This is a genomic window from Arthrobacter echini (genome assembly GCF_004803505.1).
Lineage (GTDB): Bacteria > Actinomycetota > Actinomycetes > Actinomycetales > Micrococcaceae > Arthrobacter_D > Arthrobacter_D echini.
Genome location: NZ_SSWH01000005.1, coordinates 211,703 through 238,543, shown reverse-complemented (window position 1 = coordinate 238,543; position 26,841 = coordinate 211,703). Strand labels below are relative to the sequence as shown.

General features: G+C 65.7%; 22 protein-coding genes and 2 pseudogenes. 15 read left to right on the top strand and 9 right to left on the bottom strand.

Translation table 11 applies throughout. The annotated features are described in order from the left end of the window. Positions 1-120: 120 nt before the first annotated feature. From E8P82_RS07920 to E8P82_RS07905, 4 genes are all read right to left on the bottom strand, one after another. Positions 121-558 (bottom strand): GreA/GreB family elongation factor, encoded by a 438-nt coding sequence (locus E8P82_RS07920; protein WP_136453940.1) that lies wholly within the window; start codon positions 556-558, stop codon positions 121-123. Between the two features lie 402 nt (positions 559-960). After that, positions 961-2,571 carry an FAD-dependent oxidoreductase gene (locus E8P82_RS07915; RefSeq protein WP_136453939.1) on the bottom strand — a complete coding sequence of 537 codons (1,611 nt, stop codon included), beginning with the start codon at positions 2,569-2,571 and terminating at the stop codon, positions 961-963. A 206-nt stretch (positions 2,572-2,777) separates the two neighbouring features. Further along, positions 2,778-3,404 (bottom strand): response regulator, encoded by a 627-nt coding sequence (locus E8P82_RS07910; protein ID WP_136453938.1) that lies wholly within the window; start codon positions 3,402-3,404, stop codon positions 2,778-2,780. Next, a complete protein-coding gene (locus tag E8P82_RS07905) occupies positions 3,401-4,588 on the bottom strand; it encodes a sensor histidine kinase (RefSeq protein ID WP_136453937.1) in 1,188 nt (395 codons plus the stop codon). The genes E8P82_RS07910 and E8P82_RS07905 overlap by 4 nt, the downstream gene beginning before the upstream one ends. A gap of 167 nt (positions 4,589-4,755) precedes the next feature. Here E8P82_RS07905 and E8P82_RS07900 point away from each other — a divergent pair, with 167 nt between their 5' ends. The 7 genes from E8P82_RS07900 to E8P82_RS07870 all read left to right on the top strand — a co-directional run bounded on the left by E8P82_RS07900 (position 4,756) and on the right by E8P82_RS07870 (position 14,286). Continuing rightward, positions 4,756-5,826 carry an FtsX-like permease family protein gene (locus tag E8P82_RS07900; protein ID WP_136453936.1) on the top strand — a complete coding sequence of 357 codons (1,071 nt, stop codon included), beginning with the start codon at positions 4,756-4,758 and terminating at the stop codon, positions 5,824-5,826. Further along, positions 5,823-6,518, top strand: a complete 696-nt coding sequence (locus E8P82_RS07895; protein WP_136453935.1) for an ABC transporter ATP-binding protein — start codon at positions 5,823-5,825, stop codon at positions 6,516-6,518. Before E8P82_RS07900 ends, E8P82_RS07895 begins: the two co-directional genes overlap by 4 nt. A gap of 4 nt (positions 6,519-6,522) precedes the next feature. Further along, positions 6,523-7,443: an acetamidase/formamidase family protein gene (locus tag E8P82_RS07890; RefSeq protein WP_136453934.1), complete on the top strand. Its 921-nt coding sequence runs from the start codon at positions 6,523-6,525 to the stop codon at positions 7,441-7,443. Positions 7,444-7,523: 80 nt separating this feature from the next. Then, the gene (locus E8P82_RS07885; protein WP_136453933.1) at positions 7,524-8,966 is read left to right on the top strand and encodes a DUF3375 domain-containing protein; all 1,443 of its coding nucleotides are present in this window, start codon (positions 7,524-7,526) and stop codon (positions 8,964-8,966) included. Continuing rightward, a complete protein-coding gene (locus tag E8P82_RS07880; protein WP_168796522.1) occupies positions 8,963-9,610 on the top strand; it encodes a DUF4194 domain-containing protein in 648 nt (215 codons plus the stop codon). The genes E8P82_RS07885 and E8P82_RS07880 overlap by 4 nt, the downstream gene beginning before the upstream one ends. Then, entirely contained in the window at positions 9,600-12,998 is a 3,399-nt protein-coding gene (locus E8P82_RS07875; RefSeq protein ID WP_136453932.1) for an ATP-binding protein, read from the top strand. Before E8P82_RS07880 ends, E8P82_RS07875 begins: the two co-directional genes overlap by 11 nt. Next, positions 12,988-14,286: a Wadjet anti-phage system protein JetD domain-containing protein gene (locus E8P82_RS07870; RefSeq protein WP_136453931.1), complete on the top strand. Its 1,299-nt coding sequence runs from the start codon at positions 12,988-12,990 to the stop codon at positions 14,284-14,286. The genes E8P82_RS07875 and E8P82_RS07870 overlap by 11 nt, the downstream gene beginning before the upstream one ends. Positions 14,287-14,448: 162 nt before the next feature. On the opposite strand, the gene E8P82_RS07865 is transcribed toward E8P82_RS07870, so the two are convergent. Next, the gene (locus E8P82_RS07865) at positions 14,449-15,819 is read right to left on the bottom strand and encodes a GmrSD restriction endonuclease domain-containing protein (RefSeq protein WP_246021085.1); all 1,371 of its coding nucleotides are present in this window, start codon (positions 15,817-15,819) and stop codon (positions 14,449-14,451) included. 435 nt (positions 15,820-16,254) lie between these two features. Between E8P82_RS07865 and E8P82_RS15400 the strand changes: the two genes are divergently transcribed. The 7 genes from E8P82_RS15400 (at position 16,255) to E8P82_RS07830 (ending at position 23,195) form a co-directional block, all read left to right on the top strand. Continuing rightward, positions 16,255-16,734, top strand: coding sequence for an excalibur calcium-binding domain-containing protein (locus E8P82_RS15400; RefSeq protein WP_168796521.1), 480 nt, complete (start codon positions 16,255-16,257; stop codon positions 16,732-16,734). A gap of 88 nt (positions 16,735-16,822) precedes the next feature. Next, complete coding sequence (locus E8P82_RS07855; protein WP_136453929.1) at positions 16,823-18,019, top strand: thermonuclease family protein; 1,197 nt, start codon at positions 16,823-16,825, stop codon at positions 18,017-18,019. 80 nt (positions 18,020-18,099) lie between these two features. Next, positions 18,100-18,768, top strand: a complete 669-nt coding sequence (locus E8P82_RS07850; RefSeq protein WP_136453928.1) for a CPBP family intramembrane glutamic endopeptidase — start codon at positions 18,100-18,102, stop codon at positions 18,766-18,768. Between the two features lie 228 nt (positions 18,769-18,996). Further along, positions 18,997-19,767, top strand: a complete 771-nt coding sequence (locus E8P82_RS07845) for a VldE C-terminal domain-containing protein (RefSeq protein ID WP_246021083.1) — start codon at positions 18,997-18,999, stop codon at positions 19,765-19,767. Positions 19,768-20,003: 236 nt separating this feature from the next. Next, on the top strand, positions 20,004-21,083 hold the full coding sequence (locus E8P82_RS07840; RefSeq protein ID WP_246021081.1) for a catalase family protein: 1,080 nt from the start codon (positions 20,004-20,006) through the stop codon (positions 21,081-21,083). A gap of 35 nt (positions 21,084-21,118) precedes the next feature. Next, positions 21,119-21,814, top strand: a complete 696-nt coding sequence (locus tag E8P82_RS07835; RefSeq protein ID WP_136453927.1) for a hypothetical protein — start codon at positions 21,119-21,121, stop codon at positions 21,812-21,814. A gap of 1 nt (position 21,815) precedes the next feature. Then, positions 21,816-23,195, top strand: coding sequence for a Dyp-type peroxidase (locus E8P82_RS07830; RefSeq protein ID WP_136453926.1), 1,380 nt, complete (start codon positions 21,816-21,818; stop codon positions 23,193-23,195). Between the two features lie 101 nt (positions 23,196-23,296). Here E8P82_RS07830 and E8P82_RS07825 read toward each other — a convergent pair whose 3' ends face one another. After that, on the bottom strand, positions 23,297-23,533 hold the full coding sequence (locus E8P82_RS07825; RefSeq protein ID WP_136453925.1) for a hypothetical protein: 237 nt from the start codon (positions 23,531-23,533) through the stop codon (positions 23,297-23,299). 39 nt (positions 23,534-23,572) lie between these two features. Then, positions 23,573-24,673, bottom strand: a complete 1,101-nt coding sequence (locus E8P82_RS07820) for a type I restriction endonuclease (RefSeq protein ID WP_136453924.1) — start codon at positions 24,671-24,673, stop codon at positions 23,573-23,575. Positions 24,674-24,799: 126 nt separating this feature from the next. On the opposite strand from E8P82_RS07820, the pseudogene E8P82_RS07815 reads away from it, so the two are divergent. Then, a pseudogene (locus tag E8P82_RS07815) lies at positions 24,800-24,962 on the top strand (transposase); the annotation flags it as partial. A gap of 174 nt (positions 24,963-25,136) precedes the next feature. Here the strand turns inward: E8P82_RS07815 and E8P82_RS15265 are convergent. Beyond that, positions 25,137-25,912: pseudogene (locus E8P82_RS15265) on the bottom strand (SDR family NAD(P)-dependent oxidoreductase). Positions 25,913-25,952: 40 nt separating this feature from the next. Continuing rightward, positions 25,953-26,705 carry an SDR family NAD(P)-dependent oxidoreductase gene (locus E8P82_RS07800; protein WP_136453921.1) on the bottom strand — a complete coding sequence of 251 codons (753 nt, stop codon included), beginning with the start codon at positions 26,703-26,705 and terminating at the stop codon, positions 25,953-25,955. Positions 26,706-26,841 lie beyond the last annotated feature (136 nt).

The following is a 26,841-nucleotide window of genomic DNA, read 5'->3' as shown; positions in this document are numbered from 1 at the left end:
AGAGAAGTGTTCTAGTCGATGCCCTCTTTACCGGAGTTCCGTTGCCTCACCAGCGGCGACACGCCCAACACCGAGCTTCCTTGACCACCCCGCCCTCCGCTTAACTACACGGCATTGGAGCTAGGACGGAATGTCGGATCCGGCATACGGGGTGGCGGAGACCACCGAGACGGACACGGTCCTGCCGCGCGGTGTCGGGTAGGACGATGTCTCGCCGGGCTTCAGCCCGTGGATGGCGAGCCCGAGCGGGCTGCGCTCGCTGAAGACGTTCAGGTCGCTGTCGCCGAAGATCTCGCGACTGCCCATGAGGAACTCCTCGGGCTCGCCGTCGATGACCGCAGTGACCAGCATGCCCGGCTCCACCACGCCGTCATCCGCCGGCTCATGCATACGTGCGTCCTTGAGCACTGTCATCACCTGGCGGATCCGTGCCTCCACTGCGACCCGCTCGGCGGACTCCTGGCCTCCGCGGGCAGCCATCAGCCCGTCGAGCTCCGCCTGCAGACGGGCATGGACCTGAGGTGTGAGCCAGGTGACGGATGCGGCGGGGTGGGTCATGTCGACTCCTCGGGTGGGGCATGACCTCACCTGCGATGGTGCGATCACGCAGAAAGACGAATTGGTGAATGACTAACCCTAGCCCACAAATTATTCTTTACAATTTGCCCTGAGGGGAAATACGCGCAAAAAAGCAAAGGAGGACTGGTAAATATAAATAAACCGCGTATGGTCGGGATACCAACAGAAGAAAAGGCGGTGATCCTGTGTCGGGAAAATCTCCCAGAAGTGCAGGCACGAAGAAGCAGGGAAAGTCGATCCTGGAGAAGCGGGCCGACAAGAAGGCGAAGGCCGGCTCGAGCGACACCCTGTTCGCAAAACCTCGCAAGAACCAGCGGTAGTGCGCATCCCGTGCCGGCTCATCGTAAGCCGGCACGGGATGCTCCACTGATCGTCCGGGGCCTACCGCTGCGGCAGTCTGTCCGTGATCGCGGTGACCCCGCTCAGCAGCGCGGACGCCCAGCGAGCCTGCGTCGTACCCTCGAGTTCCGCGACATCGATGACGATGTCGTGCCCGATCCCCAGGTTCTCGAGCACAGCCGCTGCGGCCTGGCGGCCCGAGACGGCAGCCTGTTCCATGGTGGGAATCTTCCACTTACCCGGGACGGTGACGACTTCTCCGGCGAGGAATACACCGGGCAACGAGGTGCCGGGCTCCACCTGCGGGTCCTCGGCTGAACGCACGTAGATCTGGGCCCTGTTCACCCAGCGGTTGCCATCGGCGTGCTTGGGTCCGAATTCCGTGGTCTCCACGGCCGCGGAGGATTCCCAGTCGGTGGTGAAATCGAGGTAGACCGGGTCGGAGACCGCGCCGCGGACGATCTCGGTACGCTCGGCCTCGTCATCGATGCCGAGCTGGTAGAGGATCTCGTGCAGCGCCTCGTCCGGTGTGCAGTCCATGAAGCTCTTGCCGTGCAGCGAACCCTTGTTGTGCGGTGAACTGCACGTGGCAGACAGGTTGTAGCGGGCACCCTCGGGGAATTCGACGTCGCTCCAGAAACTGCCGTTGTGCTGGATCTGGAAGACGATGTTCCAGGGCGCGTCGAAACACAGATTGTAGGAGCGTCCCGCGAACGAGGCCAGCGCATCGGGCAATTCGTCCATGGGGAACTGCGATCCGAACGACCACTCGTCGCTGAACGGTCGCCCACTGTCGATGAGCCCGATGCTCCACATCACCTCGTGGGGCACCGCCAGCACCACGGCGTCGAAAAGACGATCGTCCATGGCGCCACTGTCCGTCTGTACCTCGTACTGGTCCCCCCTGGGTACCAGATTGGTCATGCGGCTGTTGTACTCAAAGCGCACGCCGCGGGAGGCAAGAAGCTCGACCAGCGCATCCACGGCGTGCGATGTCGGCCGATTGAAGCAATAGGACTTCGAGTGCTCCCCGGGAGGCAACTGCGGCGACTCGGTCATCGGCATGAACATGAGCAGGAAGCTGTCCATGATGTCCACGGCCTTGCTGTGCATGCGTGCGCCGGTGAGGATCCCGAACCAGTTGACGATGAACTGCCGGGTCGCAGGACTGAAGTCGTCGACGCCGATCACGTCGCCGGCCTTCTGGTGGGCCATTTCCTCACGCTCGTCGTCCGAGGCATTGACGTGGTGGAGGATCTTCTGGGCGAGGTGGATCATGTCCGGGACCGAGAGGTCGAAGGTCTCGACCAGCTCCCGCACCGTGCCGGCGTCGATGGAGGAGGTACGGTCCACCCCGACGTGCTTGCCGCTGGCGCGCTCGTAGAACATGTACTCGGAGACGGGCTCGAGGTGGTCGAGGATGCCCGCGCGTCCGAAGACGTCGAACAGTGAGTAGTACGTCGAGGAGAGCGCGCGGATCGAATGCTCCTCGAAGCGCCCGGTCGAGGTGTTGAAGTAGCCGCGCATCTTCCCGCCGCACTCGGGCGCTGCCTCCAGCACGGTGATGTCGACGTCGTCGTGCTCACTCAGCTCGAAGGCCGAGACGAGGCCCGAGATTCCGCCACCGACCACGATGACCTGCTTGTTCGCCATGATGAACTCCTTCGTGTTGTTCGGGCTGGCCGTGTCCAACGGACACCTTCCAGACTGGCAGAGTGCTGAAGGGCATCGAAATCCGGCTCCGGACCCGGTCGCGGTGAGCCAGAGAGCGTTGCCCGTGCTACCGGATGACCTGGTGACCGCCGTGTGCGGTTCGGGTGCGGTCCACACTCCGACGCGTGCAGTGGACGCGACCCGCGTCAGCGCAGGATCCCCTGCTGCCGCGCCACGGAGACGGCGGCGGTGCGTGAGGCGACGTCGAGCTTCGAGAAGATGTGTGCCAGATGCGATTTCACGGTGGTCTCGCTGATGAACAGGGTTCCGGCGATCTCCTGATTGGTGCGCCCTGCACCGACCTGCTCGAGCACCTCGATCTCGCGCGAGCTGAGACTGACCCGCGGCTCCCGCATGCGGTTCATGAGCCGGGACGCGATCACCGGGGCGAGCGCGCTCTCACCCGCGGCTGCAGCACGGACGGCATTGATCAGCTCATGGGGAGGCGCGTCCTTGAGCAGATAGCCGCTCGCACCGGCCTCGACGGCACCGAGGATGTCGGCGTCGGAGTCGTAATTGGTCAGCACCAGCACGTACGGAGCGGCGTCGAGGGCGCGGATGGTACGGGTGGCACCGGCACCCGTCGTCGTCTCGCCGCTGCCGAACTGCAGATCCATGAGGACGACGTCGGGGTTCTCGCGGACGGACGCCTCGAGTGCTTCCTGCGGTGTGGCGGCCTCCGCCACCACCTCGATGTCCGGCTCGATGCTGAACAGGGCCTTGAGCCCCGCCCGGACGATGGGGTGGTCATCGGCGATGACGACGCGGATCATGCCGCCTCCGCCTGGGACAGCGTCACGACGACGGTGGTGCCGCGGCCCGGCGCGGCATCGATGGTCAGCGTGCCTCCGAGCTGCTGCACGCGCTCCTCGGTAGCCTGCAGTCCGAAGGAGTCCGTCGTGCCGCCGGCGGCTGCGGTGACGACCTGCGGATCGAAGCCCTCGCCGTCGTCGGCGATCGTGAAACGGACCTCCTGCTGATCGGTCTCGAGGGTGATGGTGACTGTCGAGGCATGCGCGTGCTGCAGGACATTGGCGACGGCTCCCTGCGCGATGCGCAGCAGTGCGGTCTGCAGGTGCATCGGCAGGGTGACCGTGTCGGAGACGCGCACGCGCACCTCGAGCCCCTGGGCCGCCCACTGCGTTCCGGCGAGTCTGCGGAGCGCTCCCCCGAGACCCTGGTCGTCAAGATCCGGAGGCGTGAGTTCGCGGATGAAGCGCCGCGTGTCGGCCAGATTGGCGGCCGCCGTCTCCCGGGCGAGCCGGATGTGCTCGACGCCGGGGCGCTCACCGTCCGCTCGCTCGGCCGCGTGCAGCAGCAGCTGGATGCTGGACAGTCCCTGGGCCACGGTGTCGTGGATCTCGCGTGCCAGCCGTCCGCGCTCGGCGAGGACACCGGACTCGTGCTCCGTCACCGCGAGCTGGTCACGGGTGGCGAGCAGCTCGCGCACGAGTCGTTCGCGCTGCTCCGCCTCGCGGGCCAGCGCCTCGTAGCCCAGCCCGATCAGCAGGGCCACGCCGGCACCCACCGTGGGGCCGACGACGCCACCCACCGTCCAGCCCGAGTGGAGCGCCAGTGCGCTGATCGCCACGGCGGTCGCGACCACGACCGCGACCGGACCCCACCAGCGACCGAACAGATGCAGGTAGAGGAAGAACAGGGCGAACACCAGATAGGCCGCGTCCGGCGTGAGCACCAGGAGACAGATCCAGCCGAGGGTGAGAGCGCCCACCCACACGGAGCGCAGCGCCACTGCCCGGGCACCGGGACCGCGGGGCAGAAGCACCCCGGCTGCGTAGACCACGAGGAGGACGGCGGACAGGACGACGACGACGGCGCTGTACTCATCGGGGCGCACCACGGCGCGGACGATCACGACGACGGTGAGGAGGAGGAACAGGACATGAAGCCCTGTGCGCAGACCCACGAAGACCGGGGTCAGTGCGGTACGGGCCATGGGCTGAATGCTACGCGACCGGCACACGGCACCCATCCTCCGAAAGGACGACTCCCGGACCCTTCGTTCGGTGCCGGAAAGACGTCCCGGTGGCCGATGTTCCGAACCGCGCCGTTCGGCAGAGTTGAGTGTGTCATCACCTCCGGTGACCTGAAAGGAAGAACACCATGTTCGTCGCGTTACGCGATCTGCGCTTCGCGCGGGGTCGCTTCGTCCTCATCGGGGCCGTCGTCGGCCTCATCACCGTCCTCGTCGGCTTCCTCAGCGGGCTGACCGGCGGGCTCGCCAATCAGAACATCTCAGCGGTCCTCGACCTGCCCGGCGACCGCGTGGTCTTCTCCACGCCGTCCGGAAGCCAGGAGAGTCCCACCTTCGCCGATTCCAGGATCACGGAGGACCAGGCCGAGGGTTGGGCCGCTACGGACGGGGTGTCCTCGGCGCAGCCGATCGGCATCAGCCAGACCAGCGCTGAGTCCGGTGACAACCGTGCAGCGATCGCCGTCTTCGGCGTCACGCCCGGGTTCGAGTCGATCTCCCCGTCACGCGACGGCCTCCTGAGCCTGTCCGAGACCGCAGCCGAGGACCTCGATGTCACCACCGGCTCGGAGGTGGACATCGCCGGCACCTCGTACACCGTGGAGAAGATCGGCGGCGAGCGCTGGTACAGCCACACCACGGTGGTGCAGATGACCCTCGGCGACTGGCAGTCCTACTCGGAGGCCACGGGCAACCCGGACACGTTCGCCACCGTCCTCGCCGTCACCGGTTCCCCCGACTGGGAGGCAGCCGATGCCGCTCAAGTGACGGTCTCGGAGGGCACCCTCGGGTCGCTGATGGCCCTGAGTGCCTTCAAGTCGGAGATCGGATCGCTCCTGCTCATGGTCGCCATGCTGTTCGGCATCTCGGGTCTGGTCATAGGCGCGTTCTTCACCGTCTGGACCATGCAGCGCAAGGGCGATGTCGCCGTCCTGAAAGCCCTCGGCGCGAGCACCAGATCACTGGTGCGCGATGCGCTCGGCCAGGCGCTCGTGGTGCTGGTCATCGGGATCGGGATCGGCCTGGGCATCGTGGTGCTCCTCGGCCTTCTCCTCGGGTCGGCACTGCCCTTCATCCTCAGTCCCCTCACCACGCTTCTGCCCGCCGCGATCATGATCGCGCTGGGCCTGGCCGGAGCCGCCTTCGCACTCCGGTCCGTCACCTCCGCAGACCCCCTCACAGCACTCGGGAGCAACCGATGATCCACCTCGATGACGTCACCCTCACCTTCCCCGACGGGGAGAGCCGCATCACCGCCGTCGACCACGTGTCCCTCACCGCCCACCCCGGCACGGTCACCGGCATCACCGGTCCCAGCGGTTCCGGGAAGTCCAGTCTCCTCGCCGTCGCCGCCACGCTGATCCGCCCGGATTCGGGCCGCGTGATGATCGACGACGTCGACACGGCGACCATGGATCCCGCGGAGGCCACCGATCTCCGCCGCTCGAAGATCGGCATCGTCTTCCAGCAGTCCAACCTCATCCCGTCACTGACCGCGCAGGAACAACTGGCCGTGATGAACGAGCTCGGGGCTCCCGACAGCAGGAAGCACCGGGCAGCGGCCTCGGCGCGTGCGGCGACGCTCCTCGACGCCGTCGGAATGGGCGACCAGGCCGACAAGCGGCCCCACCAGCTCTCCGGCGGTCAGCGCCAGCGCGTCAACATCGCCCGGGCACTCATGAACGACCCGAGCGCCCTCCTGGTCGACGAGCCCACCAGTGCCCTGGACCAGGAACGCGGGGCGAGCATCATCGAGCTGATCCTGCAGCTCACGGGCGAGATGAACACCTCGACCCTGCTCGTCACCCATGACCTCGTCCACCTTCCGCGGATGCACGGCGCGGTGAACATGGTGGACGGCAAGCTCTCGAGCGCCGTTCCCGCTGTAGCCTGACGACATGGACCACTTCCTCGACAAGTCCCACGGCCGGCCGAACTTCTCGTCCGCCACCGAGCCCGCCCTGCGGATCGAACCCGGAACGGGTGAGCTCATCGGCTTCGAGACCAGCGACGAGGTGTACGCGCAGCTGCACGAGCACCGCGACATGGGCAAACTCACAGCGCAGCTCAATCCCGTCACCGGTCCCGTGTACGTGGAGGGCGCCCGACCGGGCGACGCGCTGGCCGTGACCATCCACGAGATCAGGCTCAAGGACTGCGGCTGGTCCGTCAGTCTGCCGGGCACCGGGGCGCTACAGCACCGCATGGGGTCGGAGATGTTCACGCGGCGCGTCCCCATCGACGAGCAGGGTGTCCATGTCACGGACCGGCACGTGTTCGAGCCGCGACCGATGATCGGGTGCATCGGCACGGCGCCCGCCGACGGCGTGAACTCCACCGTCATGCCCTCCTACTCGCAGGGCGGCAACATGGATCTGACGGAATGCAGGCCGGGCTCCACGGTCTATCTGCCGGTGATGGTGGAGGGCGGATATCTGTCCATCGGGGACATCCACGCCATCATGGCCGAGGGCGAGTCGTCCTTCGTCGCGATCGAGGCGGAGGGGATCGCCGTGGTGAGCGTCGACGTCGTCAAGGACATGGCACTGCGTGCACCCAGGGTGGAGACCGCCGACGAATGGATCTTCGTGGGTCTCGGTGATCCCGTCCAGGAGAGCATCGTGCGCGGGTACGAGGACATGTACGACTTCCTCGTCCGGGATTGCGCCTGGGAGCAGGGTGACGCCTATGCCCTGCTCAGCGCCGTGGGGCACAGCCGGCTCGGCGGGCCGACGGGCAGTGGCGACCCGGACCCGCTGCACCCCATGTCACCGGTGGGAGCGGTGACCACCCACCGCCTCCCGAAGAGCGTCCTCTAGCTTCCCGGGGACTTCAGGGGCCCGTACCCCAGCACCTACCATGGAGAGCAGGCCGAAGACGTAGAGATTCTGGGGTACGAGTGGATTTTCACGGTATCGCGTCGCTGCGCGAGAACCACGCAGGATGGTCGCTGCTGCGCGCCCAGCACGCGCCCCTGGCCCTCGCACTGTTCATGGCGGCCTTCACCGAGCCGAACCAGCGGAACCTGGGACGACAGCACATCATCGACGTGCTCGACGACGTCCTGTTCGGTGTGCGGGAGAGCCTCGGCGAGGACGCCTTCCCCCGCTCTGCCGCCGACTACCTCGACGACTGGGCGGCGCCGGAGAAGGCGTGGCTGCGCAAGTACTACGTGCCCGGGCAGGACGAGCCGCGGTACGACCTCACCGCGACCTCCGAGGACGCCGTCCGCTGGGTGGAGTCCCTGAAGGGGCGCTCCTTCGTGGCCACGCAGTCCCGGCTCACCAGCATCTTCGCCGTCCTCAAGGCGCTGGTACAGGGCTCGGAGACGGACCCGGAGGTGCGCCTGGCGGAGCTCCGGCGGCAGCGGGACGCGATCGACGCCGAGATGCAGCGCCTGGAGACCGGTCAGGTCCGCGTCATGGGAGCACCGGAGGCCCTGGATCATCTGCAGCAGCTCACCGGTCTCGCGAAGGATCTGCTCGCCGATTTCCGCGAGGTCGAGCAGAACTTCCGCACCCTCGACCGCGAGGTACGCGAGCACATCACCACGTGGGAGGGGACGCAGGGCGAACTGCTCGCCTCGATCTTCGCCAACCAGCAGGGCATCACGAGTTCCCTGCAGGGACGCACGTTCCAGGGCTTCTGGGACTATCTGATGTCCCCGCAGCTCCGCACGGAATTGCGCGACCTGCTGCAGCGGGCCACGCAGATCGACGCGCTGGCCGGGCGGGAGGAACTCCGCGGGCTCGGGACGCTGCACCAGGACTGGCTGCCCGCGGTCGAGCAGACCCAGACAACCGTCCGGCAGCTCTCCCAGCAGATGCGCCGGCTCCTGGACGACAAGGTGTTCCTCGAGAACAAGCGCATCATGCAGCTCATCCGGCAGGTCGAGGGCCGCGCCCTCGCCACCCGCACCAGGCCGCCGTCGGGCCCCTTCCTGAGCATCGACGCGCCCACCGTGGAGGTCGCGCTGCCGTTCGAGCGGCCGCTCTACGAGCCCAGCAGCCGGGTGAGCGTGGACGACGTCGTCCACCTCGCCGACGACGCCGACGTCGATGCCGGCGCGCTCTTCGACCAGTTCCACGTGGACACCGAGCGCCTGAGCTCGCGCATCGAGGCACTGCTCGACGACGCCGACCAGGTCACGCTCGCGGAGGTCACCACGGCCTTCCCGCTCTCCCAGGGACTGGCCGAGATCGTGGCGTACTATCAGCTGGCCACCGAGTCGCCGTGGGCGTCCGTGACCGCGGACAGCACCGAACAGCTCGCCTGGACGCTGCCCGACGGCAGCATCCGCGAGGCGACCATCGACCGGATCATCTTCGTGAGGCCCTCGTGACCCTGTCCACGCCCGACCACGACTCCGTCACACCCCCCGAGCTCCCGGGCGTGGTGACCCGCCTCTTCAAGGGCGTCGTCTACGCCGAGGCGGACGAGAAGACCTGGCAGGCCCTGCTGGCCCTGACCTCCCAGGTACGGGACTACGTGGCCGTGCTCGGCCTCGAGCTGATCCTCGACGAGCCCGAGGGCTACGCCTTCCTCCGCTCCCGGCAGGACGCCGACGGCACGCTGCCCCGCCTGATCCCGCGCCGGCAGCTCACCTTCAATGTGAGTCTGCTGCTGGCCCTGCTGCGCGGACGGATGCTCGAGTTCGACACGAACAGCAGCGAGCTGCGCCTGGTCATGACGGAGGAGGACATCGCCGACATGGTCTCGGTGTTCCTGCCGGAGAGCAGCAACGAGGCGCGCGTGCTGGACCGGCTCGGCGCCGACATCAGGAAGATCGTGGAGCTGGGGTTCCTCCGGAAGCTGCGCGGGCAGCAGGGCACGTACGAGGTGATGCGGATCCTCAAGGCCTTCGTCGACGCGCAGTGGCTCGAGGAGTTCGACGCGCGGCTCGCCGACTACCGCGCACTCCTCGCCGGCCCGGCAACGAAGGACGACGTACAGGCACCACCGGAGGGAACAGCAGATGAGCACTGAGCTCCAGGACAGCCTCTTCACCCTCCCCGACCCCGCGGACGACGGCGGCGCACTGCCGGGCTTCCGCCTGCAACGCCTCGAGCTGCTGAACTGGGGCACCTTCCACAACGGTGTCAGGACCTTCACGCTCGACGGCGTCAACAGTCTGCTCACAGGGGACATCGGGTCGGGCAAGTCGACGGTGGTGGACGCCATCACCACGCTGCTGCTGCCGGCGAACCGGATCGACTACAACAAGGCAGCCGGTGCGCAGAAGAAGGAGCGCAGCCTGATGTCCTACGTGCGCGGCTTCCACAAGAGCACGCGCAGCAGCAGCGGCGAGTACTCGAAGCCCGTGGCGCTGCGCACCGCTGGCACGTTCTCCGTGGTGCTCGGCGTGTTCCACAACGCGCAGCTGGACATCACCGTGACCCTCGCGATCACCCTGTGGGCCACGCAGGAGGCGGGTCAGCCCTCCCGCTTCTACTCCCTCGCCGAGACCGACCAGAGCATCGCCGCCGATTTCTCCGACTTCGGTCAGGACCCCGCAAGGCTCAAGCGGAAACTGCGCAGCGCGGGTGTCTCGGTCCATGACTCCTTCGACCCGTACGCCGCAGCGTTCAAACGCCACTTCGGGATCAGCGGCAACCAGGCCATGGACCTGTTCCACCGCACCATCTCCATGAAGCAGGTCGAGAACATCACGTCCTTCGTGCGGACGAACATGCTGGAGGAGGACGACGTCGCCACCCGGATCGCGAATCTGATCCACCACTTCGACGACCTGAAACGCGCCCACGACGCCGTCCTGCGGGCCAAGGACCAGATAGCCCTGCTGACGCCGGTCCGTGAGCACTCCGCCCTGCACGCACGCCTGAGTTCGGAGGACGGGCTGGCCCGCGCCCAGCGGGACCAGCTGCATCCGTGGTTCACGCAGCAGCAGCTGGACCTCAGCCTGGAGCACCAGGGCGAGCTCGCCCGCACGGCCACCCGGTACCGGGAGGACAGCGCCCTGCTGGGCGCGGAGCTCGCGGCAGCGCGGCACGAGCTCTCGGGGATCCAGGAGGACATCCGCACCAGCGGGGGCGGACGGCTGGCGGCGATCGACGCCGAGCTCGGCCGACTGGAGGAGGAGGCGCGGGCACAGCGGGCCCGCTTCGAGAACTACCGCACCGCCGCCGAGGATCTCGGACTCCGGGTCCCCGAGGACCGCGTGCTGTTCGACGCCAACCGGGCGCAGCTGGACGAGGTGGAGACCGTGCTCCGGGAGCGGACCGCCGAGCTGCAGGACCAGCAGACCGCCGTGAGCGTGGAGCGCTCCGGCACCGCCGACGAGCTGAAGACCATCGACGTCGAGCTCGGCTCCCTGCAGTCCCGGCCCGATCTGCTCCCCCTCGCCCAGCTCGAGCTGCGGCGCAGACTCTGCGAGGGCACGGGCATCCCCACGACCGGGCTGCCCTACGCCGGCGAGCTGCTGCGCGTGCGCGACGGCGAAGCCGCCTGGGAGGGCGCGGCCGAACGGACGCTGCGCGGCTTCGCCCTGTCCCTGCTGGTGCCGGAGGAGCACTACCGCGCCGTCAGCGCCTGGGTGGAGGGCAACAATCTGCGCGGGCGCCTCGTGTATCGGCGCATCAACGGCACCTATGCTCCGCAGCCCGCCGCGTCGGGAACCCTCGCCGGCAAGATCGCCATCAAGGCGGGTACGCCGCTGCGGGACTTCCTGCTCGATGAACTGACCAGCCGGTTCGACTACGTGTGCTGCGAGACCATCGAGGACTTCCGGCGTCACCCCAAGGCCCTCACGCTGGGAGGTCAGCTCAAGGGTGGCCGGGGACGCCACGAGAAGGACGACCGCCAGGGACTCGGCGATCGCCGTCACTACGTGCTCGGCTGGGACAACCACGACAAGATGGCACGGCTGCACGCCGAGCGTGAGGGGCTGCAGGGTCGGCTCGCCGGGATCGACGCCCGGCTGGCACGGGTCAACGCATCGCTCGGTGAGCTGGGCCGGAAGAACCAGCGCCTGGGCACCGTCCACGCCGTCACGGGATTCGCCGAGATCGGCTGGCAGTCCACCTCCCGCAGGATCGCGGATCTGACCGCCGAACGCGCTGCGCTGGAGGCGGCGAGCGACGTCCTGCAGCAGCTCACCCGGTCCGAGACCGAGCTGCAGGCTCGCCTGGCGAAGCTGGATAGGCGCAACACCACGCTCCAGCAGCGCATCGGCGCCAACGAGAAGGACGCACGCGACATCGCGGAGACCATCGCCGAGTGCCGCGGCATCCTGGACGCGACTCCCCTGACGGACGACGACGCCGTGCTCACCGCCGTCGCCCGCCTCGCGTCCGAGACCCTGGCCGGGAAGTCGCTCACGTACCGGAACACCGCCGCGACCGAGACCGCGGCGCGCTCTGTCCTCACCGCGACCATCGACGCCCTGACCAAGCGGATCGCGACGGCCGCGGCGTCCACCGTGCGCCAGATGGCGGACTTCCGCAACGCCTACCCCACGGAGACCGCGGACCTGGACGCGTCGCTCGAGGCGTCCGCGGACTACGACCGCATGCTCGATCAGCTGACCAGCAACGACCTGCCGCGCTTCGAGGCGCACTTCAAGGAGTCGCTGAACCAGAACACCATCCACGAGGTGGTGGCGTTCAACGCCTTCCTCGACAGCCGCCGGCAGGACATCGTCGGCCGGATCGACGAGATCAACGCATCCCTGGCGGACATCGACTACAACCCGGGCCGCCACATCCAGCTCGAGCACCAGAGCACCTCCGATCTCGACGTGCGCCAGTTCGGGACGGATCTGCGGGCGTGTTCGGAGGGCAGTCTCGGGGACACCGAGCAGTACTCGGAGCAGAAGTACCTGCAGGTGGCCCGCCTGATCGAGCGCTTCCGCGGCCGCGAGGGATACACGGCCCTGGACGAACGCTGGACGGCGCGGGTCACCGATGTGCGGAACTGGTTCACGTTCTCGGCGTCGGAGAAGTGGACGGAGACCGGCGAGGAGTTCGAGCACTTCACCGATTCGGGCGGGAAGTCCGGCGGGCAGAAGGAGAAACTCGCCTACACCATCCTGGCCGCAGCGCTCGCCTTCCAGTTCGGCCTCGGCGCCGCCAGGAACGGTGCCCGGAGCTCCCGGTCCGCGGGCCGCAGCTTCCGGTTCGTGGTGATCGACGAGGCTTTCGGGCGTGGCTCGGACGAGTCGGCGCGCTACGGCCTGGAGCTGTTCAAGCGCATGGAGCTGCAGCTGCTGATCGTCACCCCGCTGCAGAAGATCCACGTGATCGAACCGTACGTGTCCCATGTGGGCTTCGTGGCCAATACCGCCGGTGACGATTCGCAGCTGCGCAACATGACCATCGAGGAGTACCGCGAGGAGAAGGAGCGGCGTGCCCGCTGAGGCACCCGGCCGGTGGACCACGCCGGCCGATCTGCGGGCCGTGTCCAAAAAGGCGTGGGACCGGGGCGCCCTCCTGCGCGAGGTGCTGGAGCCCACCGGCGCCTACCCCCGACGTCGTGCACTGAAGAAACCCACGGCCGCCGAGCTGCGGGACCACTATCCGGCGGCCCGGCAGTGGGCCGGCGAGCTCACCGCCACCGCGGGAGCGTACGACGTCGAGTTCGTGGAGCTCGGCAGCACCACCATCGGGGCGAATCAGGTGCCCGCCGCGGTCGTCTTCGCGACGGTCGACGACGAGATCGCGTTCGTGGGCAGGACCGGCGACGCACGGGCCGCCGTCGAGCTGGCGCAGCAGCTCACGGACCTCGACCCGGCACTCCGGGCGTGGGCCGTCGCCCGGCCGCTCCGGCTCGTGGAGTCCGGCGAGGACGCGCTGACGGCGGCACGGGTGGCCGTGTGGCTGCGCGAGCACCCGGACCCGGGTATCCATGTGCGGCAGCTCGGGCTCCCCGGCGTGCACACGAAGTTCGTCGAGGGCCACCGGAGGACCATCGACGAGATGCTGACCGCACTGCAAGCAGGGCGTCCCGATCCAGATCCCGCGACCGCTGCTCCCGACGAGCGGCTGACCGCACTGCACGCCGGTCGTCCGGATCCGGATCCCTCGACCACCCCTTACGACGCGCTGCCCGTCCTCGCCCGCCGCACGGCGGGACGCACGCCCGCTGCCCGGTTCGCTGCCCGGCACGGGTTCCTGCAGGCACCCGAGCGCGTCCGCTTCCGGCTGCTCGACCCGCGGCTCGAGGTGCTCGGCGGCGCCCGCGACATCACGGTCACGGCCGAGGCCTTCGCCGCCCTCGACCTGCCGGTGGAGCGCGTTGTCGTCACGGAGAACCTGGTCAATTTCCTCGCGCTCCCCGACAGTGCCGGCACCCTGGCCCTCTTCGGTGAGGGGTACGGCTTCTCAGCCCTCCAGGACGCTGCGTGGCTGCAATCCTGCAGGGTGGACTACTGGGGTGATCTGGACACGCACGGCTTTCGCATCCTGGACCAGCTGAGGTCCCTCCACCCACACGTGGACAGCGTGCTCATGGACGAGGAGACGCTGCTGGAGCATCGAGACCGCTGGGATGTGGAGCCGTCGCCGTCGCGCGCGGTCCTCACCCGGCTGACGGCGGAGGAGTCGGTGGTGTACGACGCCCTGCGGGACGACCGCCATGGTCCCTCGGTGCGGCTGGAGCAGGAGCTCATCAGATGGCAATGGGCGTTGGACAGGCTGCTGCTCTAGGTTCTCCTCGTCTGGGCTGCGGTAGTGCGTCGGTGGTCGACGGCGCACTACCGCACCCCCGGTCGGCCCGGCTCAGCACGCCCGGTACAGGTACGCGGTCAGGTCGGGTTCGTGTCCCTCGTTCAAGCGCTGTCCTGTCGCAGTGGTGCGAGCGAGCTGCCGCTACTCGCAGCCCACGCCGTCGCCGTCACGGTCGAACTTGGCCTGGAAGCCGGGCGAACCTGCGGTGATCGGAGCCGCACCGGCTGCACGGACGGCATCACAATTCTGGTAGTAGGGGGCAGCTGGGGCTGGAACTTCCGGCGCGGCGGGTGCCGGCGCCGGAGCTGGCGCCGGTGCAGGAGCCGGAGCGGGAGCTGGTGCAGGAGCGGGTGCGGGTGCGGGTGCGGCGGGCGGTGCCGGCTCGACGAACGGGGACGCGGACGGCGCAGGCTCCACGGGCTGCTGGATCGACGGCCCGATCTGGTTGGTCGGCGCGAGGATGCCATTGCAGTCGGCGAGGATCCGTTTCATGGCGTCGTGCTCCGCCTGGGTGACCCAGAGCGTGTAGGTCGCCTTGACCGAGACCTGCCGCGCCACGTACTCGCAGCGGTACCCGGTGTTGGGCGGCAGCCAGGTGGCGGCGTCGCCCGCGCCCTTCTGCTGGTTCGCCGGACCGTCCGCGGCCTGCAGATTCAGCGGATCATTGGCAAAGGCCACCCGCTGGTCGAACGTCAGCTGCTGGGCGCCCTTCTGCCAGGCGTCGGCCAGGGCGACCACGTGGTCGATCTGCACCTCGCTGCTCGTGGACTGCCCGCGCTGGAAGTCGATGACGGTTCCGGTGTAGGGATCATCCAGCACACCGGACTCGACCTTGCAGGGAACCGAGTTGGTGTGGACGATCTCCGTGAGATCCCGATTGAGAATGTCGTTGCGCGTATCGCAGCCGTTACGGTCGACATCGAGCCAGGCCCAGCCGAACTCCTCGCGGTCGTACCCCGTCTTCGGCGCGCGCCCCTTGACCGTCAGCGTCTCGAGCAGGGCGAGGGCCGTGGTGTTGGCCTCCGGCTGCTTCGCCGGTGCAGCCGCGTCGCCCGACGGCTCGGAAACCTCCTCCGGGTCGAGCGGCGCAACATCCGCCGCTGCACTGAGGGTGGCTGTCGGCGACGGCGCGGGTGTTGCTGTCGGTGTCTCCGACGGCGTTGCCGACGGGCTGCTGGTCGGTTCACTGCTCGGTTCGCTGCTTGGTTCGGCCGAGGGCGCCGCATCCTCCGTTGGCTGATCCGACGCCTGTTCGGCGACGGCGGTGGGGACTGTCTCGTCCGCCGGCGCGATCGCCCCACCGACCAGCAGTGCGACGACGGCCGCTCCTGCCGTGACAGCTCCCGCCCTGCGGCTGCTGAGATGAGCCCAGGACGGGCGATTCGTCAGGAGCGTGTACAGACCGGTGAGGAGCGCAAAGGAAGCGGCCATGATCAGGGCGCCACTGAACCCGTTGGTGATGAGACCGATGATGACGAGAAAGAGTCCGAAACCGGCGACGACGGCGGTCAACGGCCTGATCGGCCTGCGTGTCGACGACGTCGAGCGGGCAGGCGGACGTGATGGCGAAGAAATGGAGTGCCCCCAAAGTTGATGCTGCTGTTTCCCGCGAACAGTACTGCCGCCCTTGCCGAATACCCAAATTGTCGGTTTTTCCGGGCGAAGTACAGGAAAACCTCAGTTTCTCGTCAAGATTAACGCAATTAACTGACCGATGGTGATCGCTCCGCCGAGTGTCATAGGGCCAGAAATCGTTCGGATACTGCTGTTCGTCCGCATACTGCTGAGCGCTGCCTCTTCCGGGTACCCGATTCTGGTTCCTCCGTGTCGCCCTTTCGCGTCAATTGCATGGTCAGGAAGGTCGCGCTATCCGTGCTAGACATGGCAGTATCTCAGCCTTGGCAACACGTCATTCCAAGGCACTCCGTATCACCTCAAGGGGACCCATTGAAGAAGAGCACTGCCTCCCTCGCGCTTGCTGCCGTAGCGGGCCTGACCGTCCTGTCCACATCGCCCGCAGTGGCTGCACCGTTCCAGGACTGCACTCAGGCCGAACTGCTCGGCGTCTACAACATCCCATCGACGTCGTCGGCCTACAGCACGGATCTCGACAGGGACGGTGATGGCATCGGCTGCGAGAACGGCGACGTCGCGTTCAATCCGAACCTCGTCCCGACCGACCCCGTTCCGACGGCTACTCCTGCTCCAACCGTCGACCCCACGACCCCTGTTGTACCGATGACCCCGGTGGCTCCCGTCACACCTGTTGCTCCTCAGGTTGGGCAGATGCCTGTCGGTGGTGCTGAGACCGGAATTGCTCAGGACACGAGCGATAACACAGCTGCGCTCTCTCTCGGCGCAGGCCTCGTCCTGGCTGCAGCCGCGGGCGGCACGTTCGTCGTCCGTCGTCGCACTGCGAAGGCGTAACGAACCGCTTAGTACACGGATCGTGGGATAGCCGCAGGAGCCTTTCGGCTTCTGCGGCTATCCCGTTGTGGGTCGCCAGAAAAGACTGATGAATTTGCTTCGTTCCCGCCGCATCGCCCCAGTGACCCTCCTGACCGCGACGATCGTCGCCTCCACCCTGACCGCCTGCACAAGCTCGACGCCGTCGGGTGAGACGGCCACCGGTTACGAGCCCGGCACCGTGGTGCGGGTGATCGACGGCGACACCCTCGTCATCACCTTCGACGGATCCGACCAGACGGTCCGTCTGCTCAACGTCGACACGCCCGAGACCAAGCATCCCGACAAGCCGGTCGAATGCCTTGGAGCGGAGGCGACCGAGAAACTCGAGTCGATGACCCCGCCCGGTACGAAGGTCGCCCTGGATTTCGATGTCGAGCGCACCGACAGGTACGACCGCGTCCTGGCTGCGGTCTTCATCGAGGACCAGACCCTCGTCAATGCGGAACTCGCGCGGGTGGGTCTGGGCGTCCCCATCCTCATCGAGCCGAACAGCAAGTACTACGACGAGGTGCAGACGGCGTACAACGAGGCTGAATCGGAGGGCATCGGCCTACTGGACCCGGCTCAGGGCTGCACACTGCCGGCGGAGGTGGCCGATGCCGCAGAGGCTCTGACCACCGCGACGGAGGCTCCTGTGGGTGAGACAGCACCAGCCGCTGCCGCAACAGCTGCCGGGATCGTCGCGGCCCTGACCACGGCCACAGCCGCCCGAGAGGCAATCGATGCAGGCGAGGACACGGTCCGCGTCCTCGCTCTCGGTGCCACGCGTGCTGCGACCATGGCGCGCGGCCTCGACACGCAGATCGCCGACGCGGAGAAGAAATTGACCACGGTCACCACGACGGTGACAGCTCTAGAGAAAGCCGAGGAGGACCGACTCGCGGCCGAAGCCGAGGCAGCGAGAGTGGCAGAAGCAGAACGGGTCGAGGAGGAGCGGGTCCGGGCCGAAGCTGCAGAAGCGGCTCGCGTGGAGACCGAGCGGCTCCAGGCAGAAGCCGACGCTCGCGCCGAAGCAGACCGCCTCGCGGCCGAGGCTGCAGCAGCCGAGCAGGAGCGGATCCGTAATCTCCCAGCCGTCCCAGCACCGGCTCCAATTCCGGCACCGGCACCAGCACCGGCACCTTATGTTCCTCCGGCTCAGCCGTCGGTCGCTCCTGCTCCCCCAGCAGCCGAAGATCCCTACCCGGGCTACACCGGTCCGCGCTGCTACGCGCCGGGCGGGAAGACCTACCGCCCCTGCTGAAAAGGGTGTTGCCACCAGCCTCCTGAGCGCGTCACGCTGGAGCTACTCAGTATTGTCGTTGCGGATCGGCTGGAGTGCAGATGACGCAATCGTCGGGAGCACCATCGCGGTCGCGGTATCTCCTCGCGGGCCTCGCAGCAGTTTCCCTTGTCGCCGCCATCGGCACAACGCTCGTCTCGGCTCCGCTTGCCGTGAGCCTCGGAGTGCCGGGGACCGCTATCGCTCTCGCGCTGATGTGGGTGATCGCGATCCTCGTGGTCGGCGGCTGGCTTCGGCTCGCACCTGCCCGGACCCTCGGGCTGAAACGCTTGCACCGGCGCGACGCGATGGTCGCGCTCGCCGTTGGGCTGGGGCTCGCGATCGCGGTTCCTCTGCTGAGCGTGGGCGCCGCGACGCTCACCGGGTACGAGACGGGCACTATCGAAACTGCTGAGCAGTTCGGTGTCGGAATCACCGTCGTCGGGGTGCTCACGGCAGCAGTCACCGAGGAAGTCATCTACCGGGCCGCGGCGATGGGCGCTCTCATCGCCCTGCGTGCGCCGACCGTGCTGGTGCTGGTCGTGCCCGCCCTCCTGTTCACGCTCACGCACTGGTCGTGGGGACTGCCTCACGCCATCTTCGTCGTGTTCCCACTGAGCATTGGGCTGGGGGCGCTGTTCCTCTGGCGTCGAAGCCTGCCCGTGAACATCGTGGCTCACCTCATCACCGATCTCCCCGTCGTCGTGCTGGCAGCATTTGCGAACACCTGACCGGAAGAAAATCTCCCACGTCGCCCCGCCGGGGCAGCGCGCTTCGGGGAACTAATTGCTGCCGTCGTCGATTGATCCTTCAGTGCGCTTCTCCGTTGATCGGAGGACCGCCGCACCCCGAGAAGGAGTTGTCATCGTCCTGAGTTCCCGATCACTGTGCACATGGTTCCCGCGGATAAGAGGCGACAAGCAGCTGGACGTCGTGGTCCCGAGGGACGGACGCTCGCTGTGACGACGTCGACCGACAGACGGCAGACGACTCCACGCGGTCCCCTGCTTCTCCTGCTCTCCTTCCTCGTTCTCGCCGCGCTCATGGCCGTACTGCTGCTGATTCGGCCGGGCGCCGTCGACAATCTGCGTACCGAGGGTAGGTCATTGCTGTCCGGGCCGGACTGCGTTGTCAGGACGACGGAGGGAGAGATGGACCTCGACCGGGACGAGGCAGAACGCGCGACGACGGCGGCTGCGCTCCAGGCTCGCGGATTGGAAGCCCCGGACAGCTCAGATATCGACCAGGCAGTGCTGCAGGCGCTGGCTGGTGGTGCGTCAGGTGGTCCTGGTCCGGTGCTGAGCTGCCGGGGAACGGCTCCTGGTGACCTGCCGGAACAGTCGCTGACCGACACCGGGCTCACACCGCGCGCGGAAGAGGTACGCACAGCGATGGTCGAGGTATTCGGGGAACAGAGCCTGGGCGGTTTCGCGCCGGGTGGCGTCGGGCAGGGGCACGGAGAGGAATCCACCCACTACGACGGGCGCGCGATCGACGTCTTCTTCCGGCCGATCACGGAGGAGAACCAGCGTGACGGGTGGCTTCTGGCGCAGTGGCTCGTGGCCCACGCCGAGAGTCTGGACATCCAATACGTGATCTTCGACGACCAGTTCTGGAGCGCCCACATCGACCGGGGGCAGTGGCACCCCTACGAGGCGCCGCCTCCCGCGAACAAGATACTCCGCCACCTCGATCACGTGCATGTCGATGTCGTCCGCGGTCGGTCCTGACCTGGCTATACACGCCCCTGCCGAGTTCGGGCGGTGAAGATCGTGGCTCACGGCCAGCGCAGAATCTGGGTCGAACCGGTCGCGCAAGCTCCCCGCCGGAGCTGCGAAAGAAAATCGTGGAACACCGTCTGCCCGCTCGTATCAGGTCCTGTCCCGAACGTCGAAACTCTGCATCTCATTGAGTACATCCCACTATGTGCAAGTGAGGCTGAGACCGCTCAGCCTCGACATCGTCCGTGACCGAGGCCTACGCTCGCTCGATGAAGGATTTCCAAACATTCTCGAACGGCGTCGAACGCGAAGCCGACCACGAGAGCCCGTTGATCGAGGAGATTCTCAAGGAGATAGCGGAGACACAGCGGGCAAACACGGAGAAGCACCAGCATGCGGCTCGCGACGCCCACGCGAAGAGCCATGCGGTTCTGAAGGCGAGTCTGACCGTGAACGGGGGACCCCCACCGCGGCTCGCCCAGGGGGTTTTTGCTACGCCGCGTCGATACGACGTTGTCGTTCGCATGTCCTCGTCACCCGGAGACATCCATAGTGAAAGGGTGCCTGCGCCGCCCGGCTTCGCCGTCACAATCATCGGCGTCGATGGGGAGCGCCTGCTTCCCGGGTTGAAGAATGGCAATCAGGACTTCCCGATGGTCAATTTCCCGACGCTCGCGTTCGGCACCATTCAGCAGTACAAGCGAATGCTTCCACGGCTGGAGAAGAACGCACAATCACCGGAGGTTCTTCAGAAGCTGGTTGCCGGAACCGGGACCCTCGCGCGGAAAGCGTCGGAGGGAGTTGGACGCGACAACAGCCACGTACTGGGAGAGACCTACTACACGCAGGCAGCCGTGAGGTATGGCGACTACGTCGCAAAGATCTCCCTCGTACCGCGGTCAAACAATGTACGGGCATTGACTGATCGTCGGATGGACGTGAATGATTTTTCATCCATCAGGGACCTCGTAGTCGATCACTTTCGTACCGAGTCCGCTGAGTACGAACCTGACGCACAGTTATGCATGGGTCTCGACACGATGCCTGTCGAGGATACGACGGTGTCGTGGGACGAGAATGCCTCACCTAATCAGCCGATTGCAACTCTGAGGCTTGAGCCCCAGGATGCCTACGGTGCAGCACGGCGCGACGATGGCGACGATCTTCCGACGTTCAATCCGTGGGACGGCGTCCTTGCACACCAGCCGCTCGGATCGATCATGCGCGTCCGGAAGGACGCGTACGAGAGGTCGACCGCCTTCCGCCACTCGGAGAATGCACGTCCTCGTGTGGAACCTGACGGCATCGACCAGATTCCCGACTGAAGAAGATACGAAACAACGACAAGAAGGGTCAGACAATGGCAAAGCGAGAAGATCCCCGGTTGCAGGACGAAAGCAGATTCGACGAAATCTCGCGCCGGGTCCAGGAAGTTGCTGGTGATGCGCCGCACGTGGTAAGGATCGCCATCGAGGCCATGGTTCGGGACCACAACCCTGATCTCACGGGAACCGCAGATTCAGCCGGCCGTGTGGGACTACGATCCGGCAAGGTGTCCGAACTGACCGTCATTGCCGACCTCAAGCCCGGTGGAGCGGAGCGGCTTCAGCGAATCTTCAACCTCACCAAAGGTAATATGGATGGTGCACAGCGTGTCTCAACGTTGCACGACATGCGTTTCGTCTTCCTCGAGAACAATACCCGTATCCTTTTCGCCACCGCCTATGACGGGGACTGGGATGCCTACATCAACGATTTTGCAACGAAGATTCCCGAGCTCATGGACTTCCTGTTCCAGAATGCCGAGGGTTGGCCTGGCATTGACAGTCCTGATGTGAAGGATTTCATTGCTGACAGACAGATCGATGCGGCGGGATGGTTTGTCGCAAATCCACAGGTGACGGTGGTGGATGTTCGTCGCATGCAGCGGACAGAGCACGCGCTCAACGAGTTCTTCGACGCAATGGCAGGACGTGAGGACCTCGATCCCAGCACCAGCGCGGCGCTGAAAGCACTGACGGATTCCATCTCCAAGCCCGAAGGAGTGGACTACTGACATGGCCGGACTGGCTGATCTGAAGAGGCTCTTCCGACGTGAGAGAGTAGAGCTCGACCTCGACGATATCCAGGGCCTGGTGCTCCGATCCCGCCCTGAACCGTACGTCGGTATTCACGCGATGCTTCACGTTGACGACGCGACCGATGGGCGAGAGTTACTCGCACGGCTGCCGGACAGAATCCCGTCCGCCCACGACTGGGCCGACGATCTCGCGGCCTGGACCGGGGTAGCCATCAGCTACGAGGGGCTCAGAGCGTTAGGTCTGCCAGAGCAGTCGCTCGAAAGCTTCCCGTTACCGTTCAGGCAAGGCATGGCGGCCCGGGCGCAACAACTGCATGACTACGGTGGCAACGCTCCTGAACACTGGGATGAGCCATTGACGCCTGGCAATCTCCACATTGCACTGTCGATCTATGCTGAGGACGAAGCTGCTCTGGAGGCTGCGATAGCCGCTGCGATGGAGGAAGTGGATCGCGTCGAGGGCGTCACCTTGTTGAGCACGCACCGGTTCGGCGCGGACGAGGATGCGAAGAATCCCTTTGGGTTCCGCGACTCGATCTCACAACCGACCATTGCGGGTAGCGGAGTTGCGCCCCAACCAGGGCAGGAACGCGCGATCGCGGCTGGCGAGTTCATCCTCGGTGAGGACAGCGAGACTGGTAAGCCGCTTGCGGTACCCGAGCCGGTCGAGCTGGGGCGGAACGGCACCTATGTGGTCCTGCGCAAATTCGTCAGCCGGGTTGGCCAGTTCAATGAGTATGTTGCGTCCCATGCATCAGATGACGAGGCGCAGCACGAACTCGCAGCGAAAATGTTCGGCAGATGGCGCAGCGGGGCACCACTGACCCTGGCTCCGGATCACGATGACGAACAATTGGGTGCAGATCCACAACGGAACAACGACTTCTCCTTCAAGAACGATCCGAAGGGCTTGATGTGTCCGCACTCCAGCCACATGCGCCGTCTCAATCCGAGAGACAGCCAATTGACGATCATGACCGACGTGAACATCCACCGCATCATTCGACGATCATCAACTTATGGGCCCAAATGGACGCCCGAGGTGACGCCGACCGACGATGCGAAGGAGGATCGCGGCATCTACTTCATTTTCATCAGCGCTCGGGCCTTCGACACCATCGAGTTCCTGCAGCAGGAGTGGATCAACGGTGGCAACTTCATCGACCTCGGCACCGAGCGGGACCCGATCGTCGGGATCCATGACGACACGGATGGAAACTTCACTATTCCGGCAGATCCTGTTCGCCACCGGTTGAATGGCATCACGACCTTCAACCGTATGGCTGGGGGAGAGTACCTCTTCCTGCCGTCGCTGACTGCTCTCCGTTGGATAGGTGCGAAGGGGTGGGAAGCCTGAGCGGCGGTGCCCTTCGGTCGGTGTAGCTCTCGCGGCCGGCTGACCCCTGGGACTCAGCACCTACCCGTCCAGCGACCGGTCCTGGCATCCATCGCGATATTTCAGGCGAGCTCCTCCACTTCGGAGGTAGCGGTCGCCACCGTGACCAAAAGGTGGCCGCCCTTCTCCTGCAGCACCTCGAAGGGCGTCCCCGCCATGACCCCTATCCCCTGGACGGCGAGTCTGACCAGCGCCGGCGGCTCGTCGAGGACCGGCCCCCAAATATTGATGTCGTCACCCCCCGTCGACACCCAGCACCTGCGGATGTTCCGGTCCAGTGCTGCTGAAGCGGTAGCCACTCCACCGAAACCTACTGGCAGCTGGGGACCAGCACGCGCTCAACCCGCCGCTAGATACGCCCTGACGCTGGAGCGAAGAGCATCTGCATGCTCGTAAATCTCATCCAACGAGGAGATCGGAATGCGCTGCTCAACCTTCTGCCCATCGAAAACTCCCAAATACTTCTGTACGCGGTTGAAGTGTAAGCGTGCAATCGGTTTGCGGTTGTTGTCGTCGAGCAGCACCGCAAAGTAGGACTTCGCATCCCGCTGCGCCACTCGCGCAGCCTTCACCTCGTTGCAGACGATTGCGCGGACGATCTGGTAGCCTTCGAGCTCCTCGAGCGTCGTCTCGACCGCTGTTTCGTTCAGGTCATCCTCGACTACCTGTTCACTGGTGATATTCGCCGCAACTGCCGGTTCGCTCGCCAAGGGGAAATTCGGAGCGCCCAAAGCAGTTTTGAGCCGGTCATTGACCTGTTCGTTGAGGAACTGCTTGGTCGCCTTTGTCACGAGACCGGAAAACTGCTCACGAACCTTCTGCGTGTAGGAGCCCCCGTCGTACACGCGCATTGTGAGGAACTTGATCCACTCTGCGTCGGGCTCCTTGAATTGTGATGCAAGTGTCCGCTTGATCTGACCGATGTATTTCAACTCTCCTGCAGCGTTGATGATCGAGTCAAGGTCGAAGATCTCCTTTGTCAGCTTCATCAACTCGGGTATCAAGGTCTCGTCAATGTCGTTGAGGTCCAGCACAAGAAACGGCTTGGCATCCATGCGATTAGGCGCATCAAGGTCGGTAAAAAACTCGTAGATTTCACCGTTGGTGAGGATTGCTATCCGAGCGTTGGTGACGGCGAAGTACCGGTACAGCTGAGAAGCATGCTCGATCTTCAGTGGCTCTTTTGACTTTTTGCACTCGATAAGAATTTGGACCGTTCCGCCATGCATGATCGCATAGTCGATCTTCTCGCCCTTCTTCACGCCGACATCGGCGGTGAACTCGGGAACCACCTCCAACGGGTTGAAGACGTCGTAGCCGAGGATGGTGGAGATGAAGGGCATCACGAAGGCGTTCTTCGTCGCTTCCTCCGTGTCGATCTGAGACCGTTGCTGCCGCACCTTCGCTGCCAGCGCCGTCAATCGTTCCGCGAATTCCACGATTCCCCCTGCATTGAGTGACTACCCTCACCCTAATCCTTACGAGTGACTTTTCCCGGACGCGGAGCACTGGATTTCCGTCGTGTTTCCCGTTGGCGTGCTGGCGAGTTTGACCAGCGCTACCGCATCGCCGTGGGCGTCGACATGGACGGCGTCATGCACGTGCTGGGCATCTTGGTGCAGGCCAGCGAGGGTGCAGACGTGTGTCGTGCACCTGATCCGCGCCGCCTCCAGGTCCGTGAACCACCAGGACCGGAAAACGGTCGCAACCGCACTCAAGCCCATCTACCGGCTGCGATCTGCATCATCGAGGACCGAACGCGCGCGACCGCGAGAAGGAGGGGCCCGCCACTTCAGCGAGGGCCGAGTATCCAGGCTGAACCTGGATCCATCGAGTCCGACCCCGCCAGCCGTGCCCACCGCTCGCTCCGAAGTAGCTCCGAACACCCCTCCGAATACGGCGCTACTGCTTACCGAGAATCCCGTCTCCGCCCTCGACGTTGAGTAAGGTGCCCGTGATGTAACTCGCCTGACCTGAACATAGCCACACAGCGGCAGCGGCCTGTTCCTCGACCGTGGTCATCCGCTTCATCGGGATCGCAGCGGTGACGGCGCTATAGGCATCAGGTGAGGACTCCTTCCAGTTCGCCAGCGACGTCGTCACAGTGGCGCCCGGGCAGAACGCGTTCACCCTGACCCCTTTGGACGCGTACTCCAGGGCCGCCGTCTGGGTCATCCCGTTCAGCGCCCACTTCGAGGCGTTGTACGGCGAAAGCCCCGGTGAACCGCTCTTACCCGACATGGACGACGTGTTGACGATCGCCCCCGAACCCTGCTTGTCCATCTGGCGCAGCTCGTGCTTCATGAACATCATCGCGCCGAAGACGTTGAGGTTGAAGATCCGCTCCCACGTGGCGAGATCCTGTTCGGTGAACGGAGTGCTGGCGGCCCCGACCCCGGCATTGTTGTGTGCGAAATCCAGCGACCCCCACCGCTCCGCCACTCGGTCACGGCGTCCTGCGCTGTGGATTCGAGCGAACTGTCGGCAACGAGGAGCTCATACTCACCACCCACCTCCGTGATCAGGCGGGCGGTCTCCTCCAACCCTTCGGCACTGATGTCGGAAATGAGCACGCACGCTCCCGCCTCGGCGAACGCGAGTGCACTCGCACGGCCGATCCCGTCGCCTGCCGCGGTCACCAGACCGTTTTTTCCTCGTAGTCCAAGGTAATCGGCCATCGTCCTACCCTTCACGATCGTTGATGGTCTCGCACATTCATCAGTACAGCTTGTGCGTGCCCCCGTCAGCCATGACCGTCTGGCCGGTCATGTACTGGGAATCATCGGAGAGGAGGAACGCGACAATGGGGGCGACGTCGGTCTGCGGGTCACCGAAACGACCCAGAGGGGTGGATTTGAGGACCTGCTCGTACTGCTCCGGCGCGGCCTTCGACCACGCCTCCACACCGCTGGTGTAAGCCAGTGGAGAGACGACATTCACTCGGATACCCGACGGTGCCCATTCGTTGGCAGCCACCCGTGACACACCGCGGATGGCCTCCTTGGCGGCAGCATACGCGGCCTGTGTCTCCTGCCCACTGATGGCGGCACCTGAACCGAAGTTGACGATCGAGCCGCCGACCTTCGCGAGCTCGGGATGGGCGGCCTTCATGAACTGGACCGTTGCCCAGAATCCGGTGCCGAAGGAGAGCTCCCAGTCGGCTGCCTCGAGTTCGAGGAAAGGTTTCTGCCGTGAGGCGTGGGCGTTGTTCACCAGTCCCGTGAGCTTGCCGAATCGTTCGACCGCGAGTGCGACGGCCTGGGCGGCCACATCCGGGTCGGACACGTCACCGTTGAGGAAGGCGACGTTCTCACCGAGGTCCGAGGTCAGTTCCTGACCGGCTTCTTCGCTGATATCCACCGCGGCGACCTTCGCTCCGCGGGCGACCAATACCCGGGTGGTGGCTCCGCCGATGCCGGAAGCGCCCCCGGTGACGATGACCACGTGCCCCGCCAATTGTGATGCTGACATGGTGAAACCTCTCTGAATGATGTGAGTTCGGGCGAAGCTCGACGGCGTATCACGGCGCGACTAGCCCGCTGGCAGCCCCAGTCCCCTGTCGACCATACTTTTCTGGCTCATCGCAGTCCAGGGCGTAGATGAGCTG

Excerpts from the sequence above, each read along its gene's own strand:
- E8P82_RS07920 (WP_136453940.1), bottom strand. The coding sequence starts at position 558 with ATGACCCACCCCGCCGCATCCGTCACCTGGCTCACACCTCAGGTCCAT.
- E8P82_RS07915 (WP_136453939.1), bottom strand. The coding sequence starts at position 2,571 with ATGGCGAACAAGCAGGTCATCGTGGTCGGTGGCGGAATCTCGGGCCTC.
- E8P82_RS07910 (WP_136453938.1), bottom strand. The coding sequence starts at position 3,404 with ATGATCCGCGTCGTCATCGCCGATGACCACCCCATCGTCCGGGCGGGG.
- E8P82_RS07905 (WP_136453937.1), bottom strand. The coding sequence starts at position 4,588 with ATGGCCCGTACCGCACTGACCCCGGTCTTCGTGGGTCTGCGCACAGGG.
- E8P82_RS07900 (WP_136453936.1), top strand. The coding sequence starts at position 4,756 with ATGTTCGTCGCGTTACGCGATCTGCGCTTCGCGCGGGGTCGCTTCGTC.
- E8P82_RS07895 (WP_136453935.1), top strand. The coding sequence starts at position 5,823 with ATGATCCACCTCGATGACGTCACCCTCACCTTCCCCGACGGGGAGAGC.
- E8P82_RS07890 (WP_136453934.1), top strand. The coding sequence starts at position 6,523 with ATGGACCACTTCCTCGACAAGTCCCACGGCCGGCCGAACTTCTCGTCC.
- E8P82_RS07875 (WP_136453932.1), top strand. The coding sequence starts at position 9,600 with ATGAGCACTGAGCTCCAGGACAGCCTCTTCACCCTCCCCGACCCCGCG.
- E8P82_RS07855 (WP_136453929.1), top strand. The coding sequence starts at position 16,823 with ATGAATTTGCTTCGTTCCCGCCGCATCGCCCCAGTGACCCTCCTGACC.
- E8P82_RS07850 (WP_136453928.1), top strand. The coding sequence starts at position 18,100 with ATGACGCAATCGTCGGGAGCACCATCGCGGTCGCGGTATCTCCTCGCG.
- E8P82_RS07835 (WP_136453927.1), top strand. The coding sequence starts at position 21,119 with ATGGCAAAGCGAGAAGATCCCCGGTTGCAGGACGAAAGCAGATTCGAC.
- E8P82_RS07830 (WP_136453926.1), top strand. The coding sequence starts at position 21,816 with ATGGCCGGACTGGCTGATCTGAAGAGGCTCTTCCGACGTGAGAGAGTA.
- E8P82_RS07800 (WP_136453921.1), bottom strand. The coding sequence starts at position 26,705 with ATGTCAGCATCACAATTGGCGGGGCACGTGGTCATCGTCACCGGGGGC.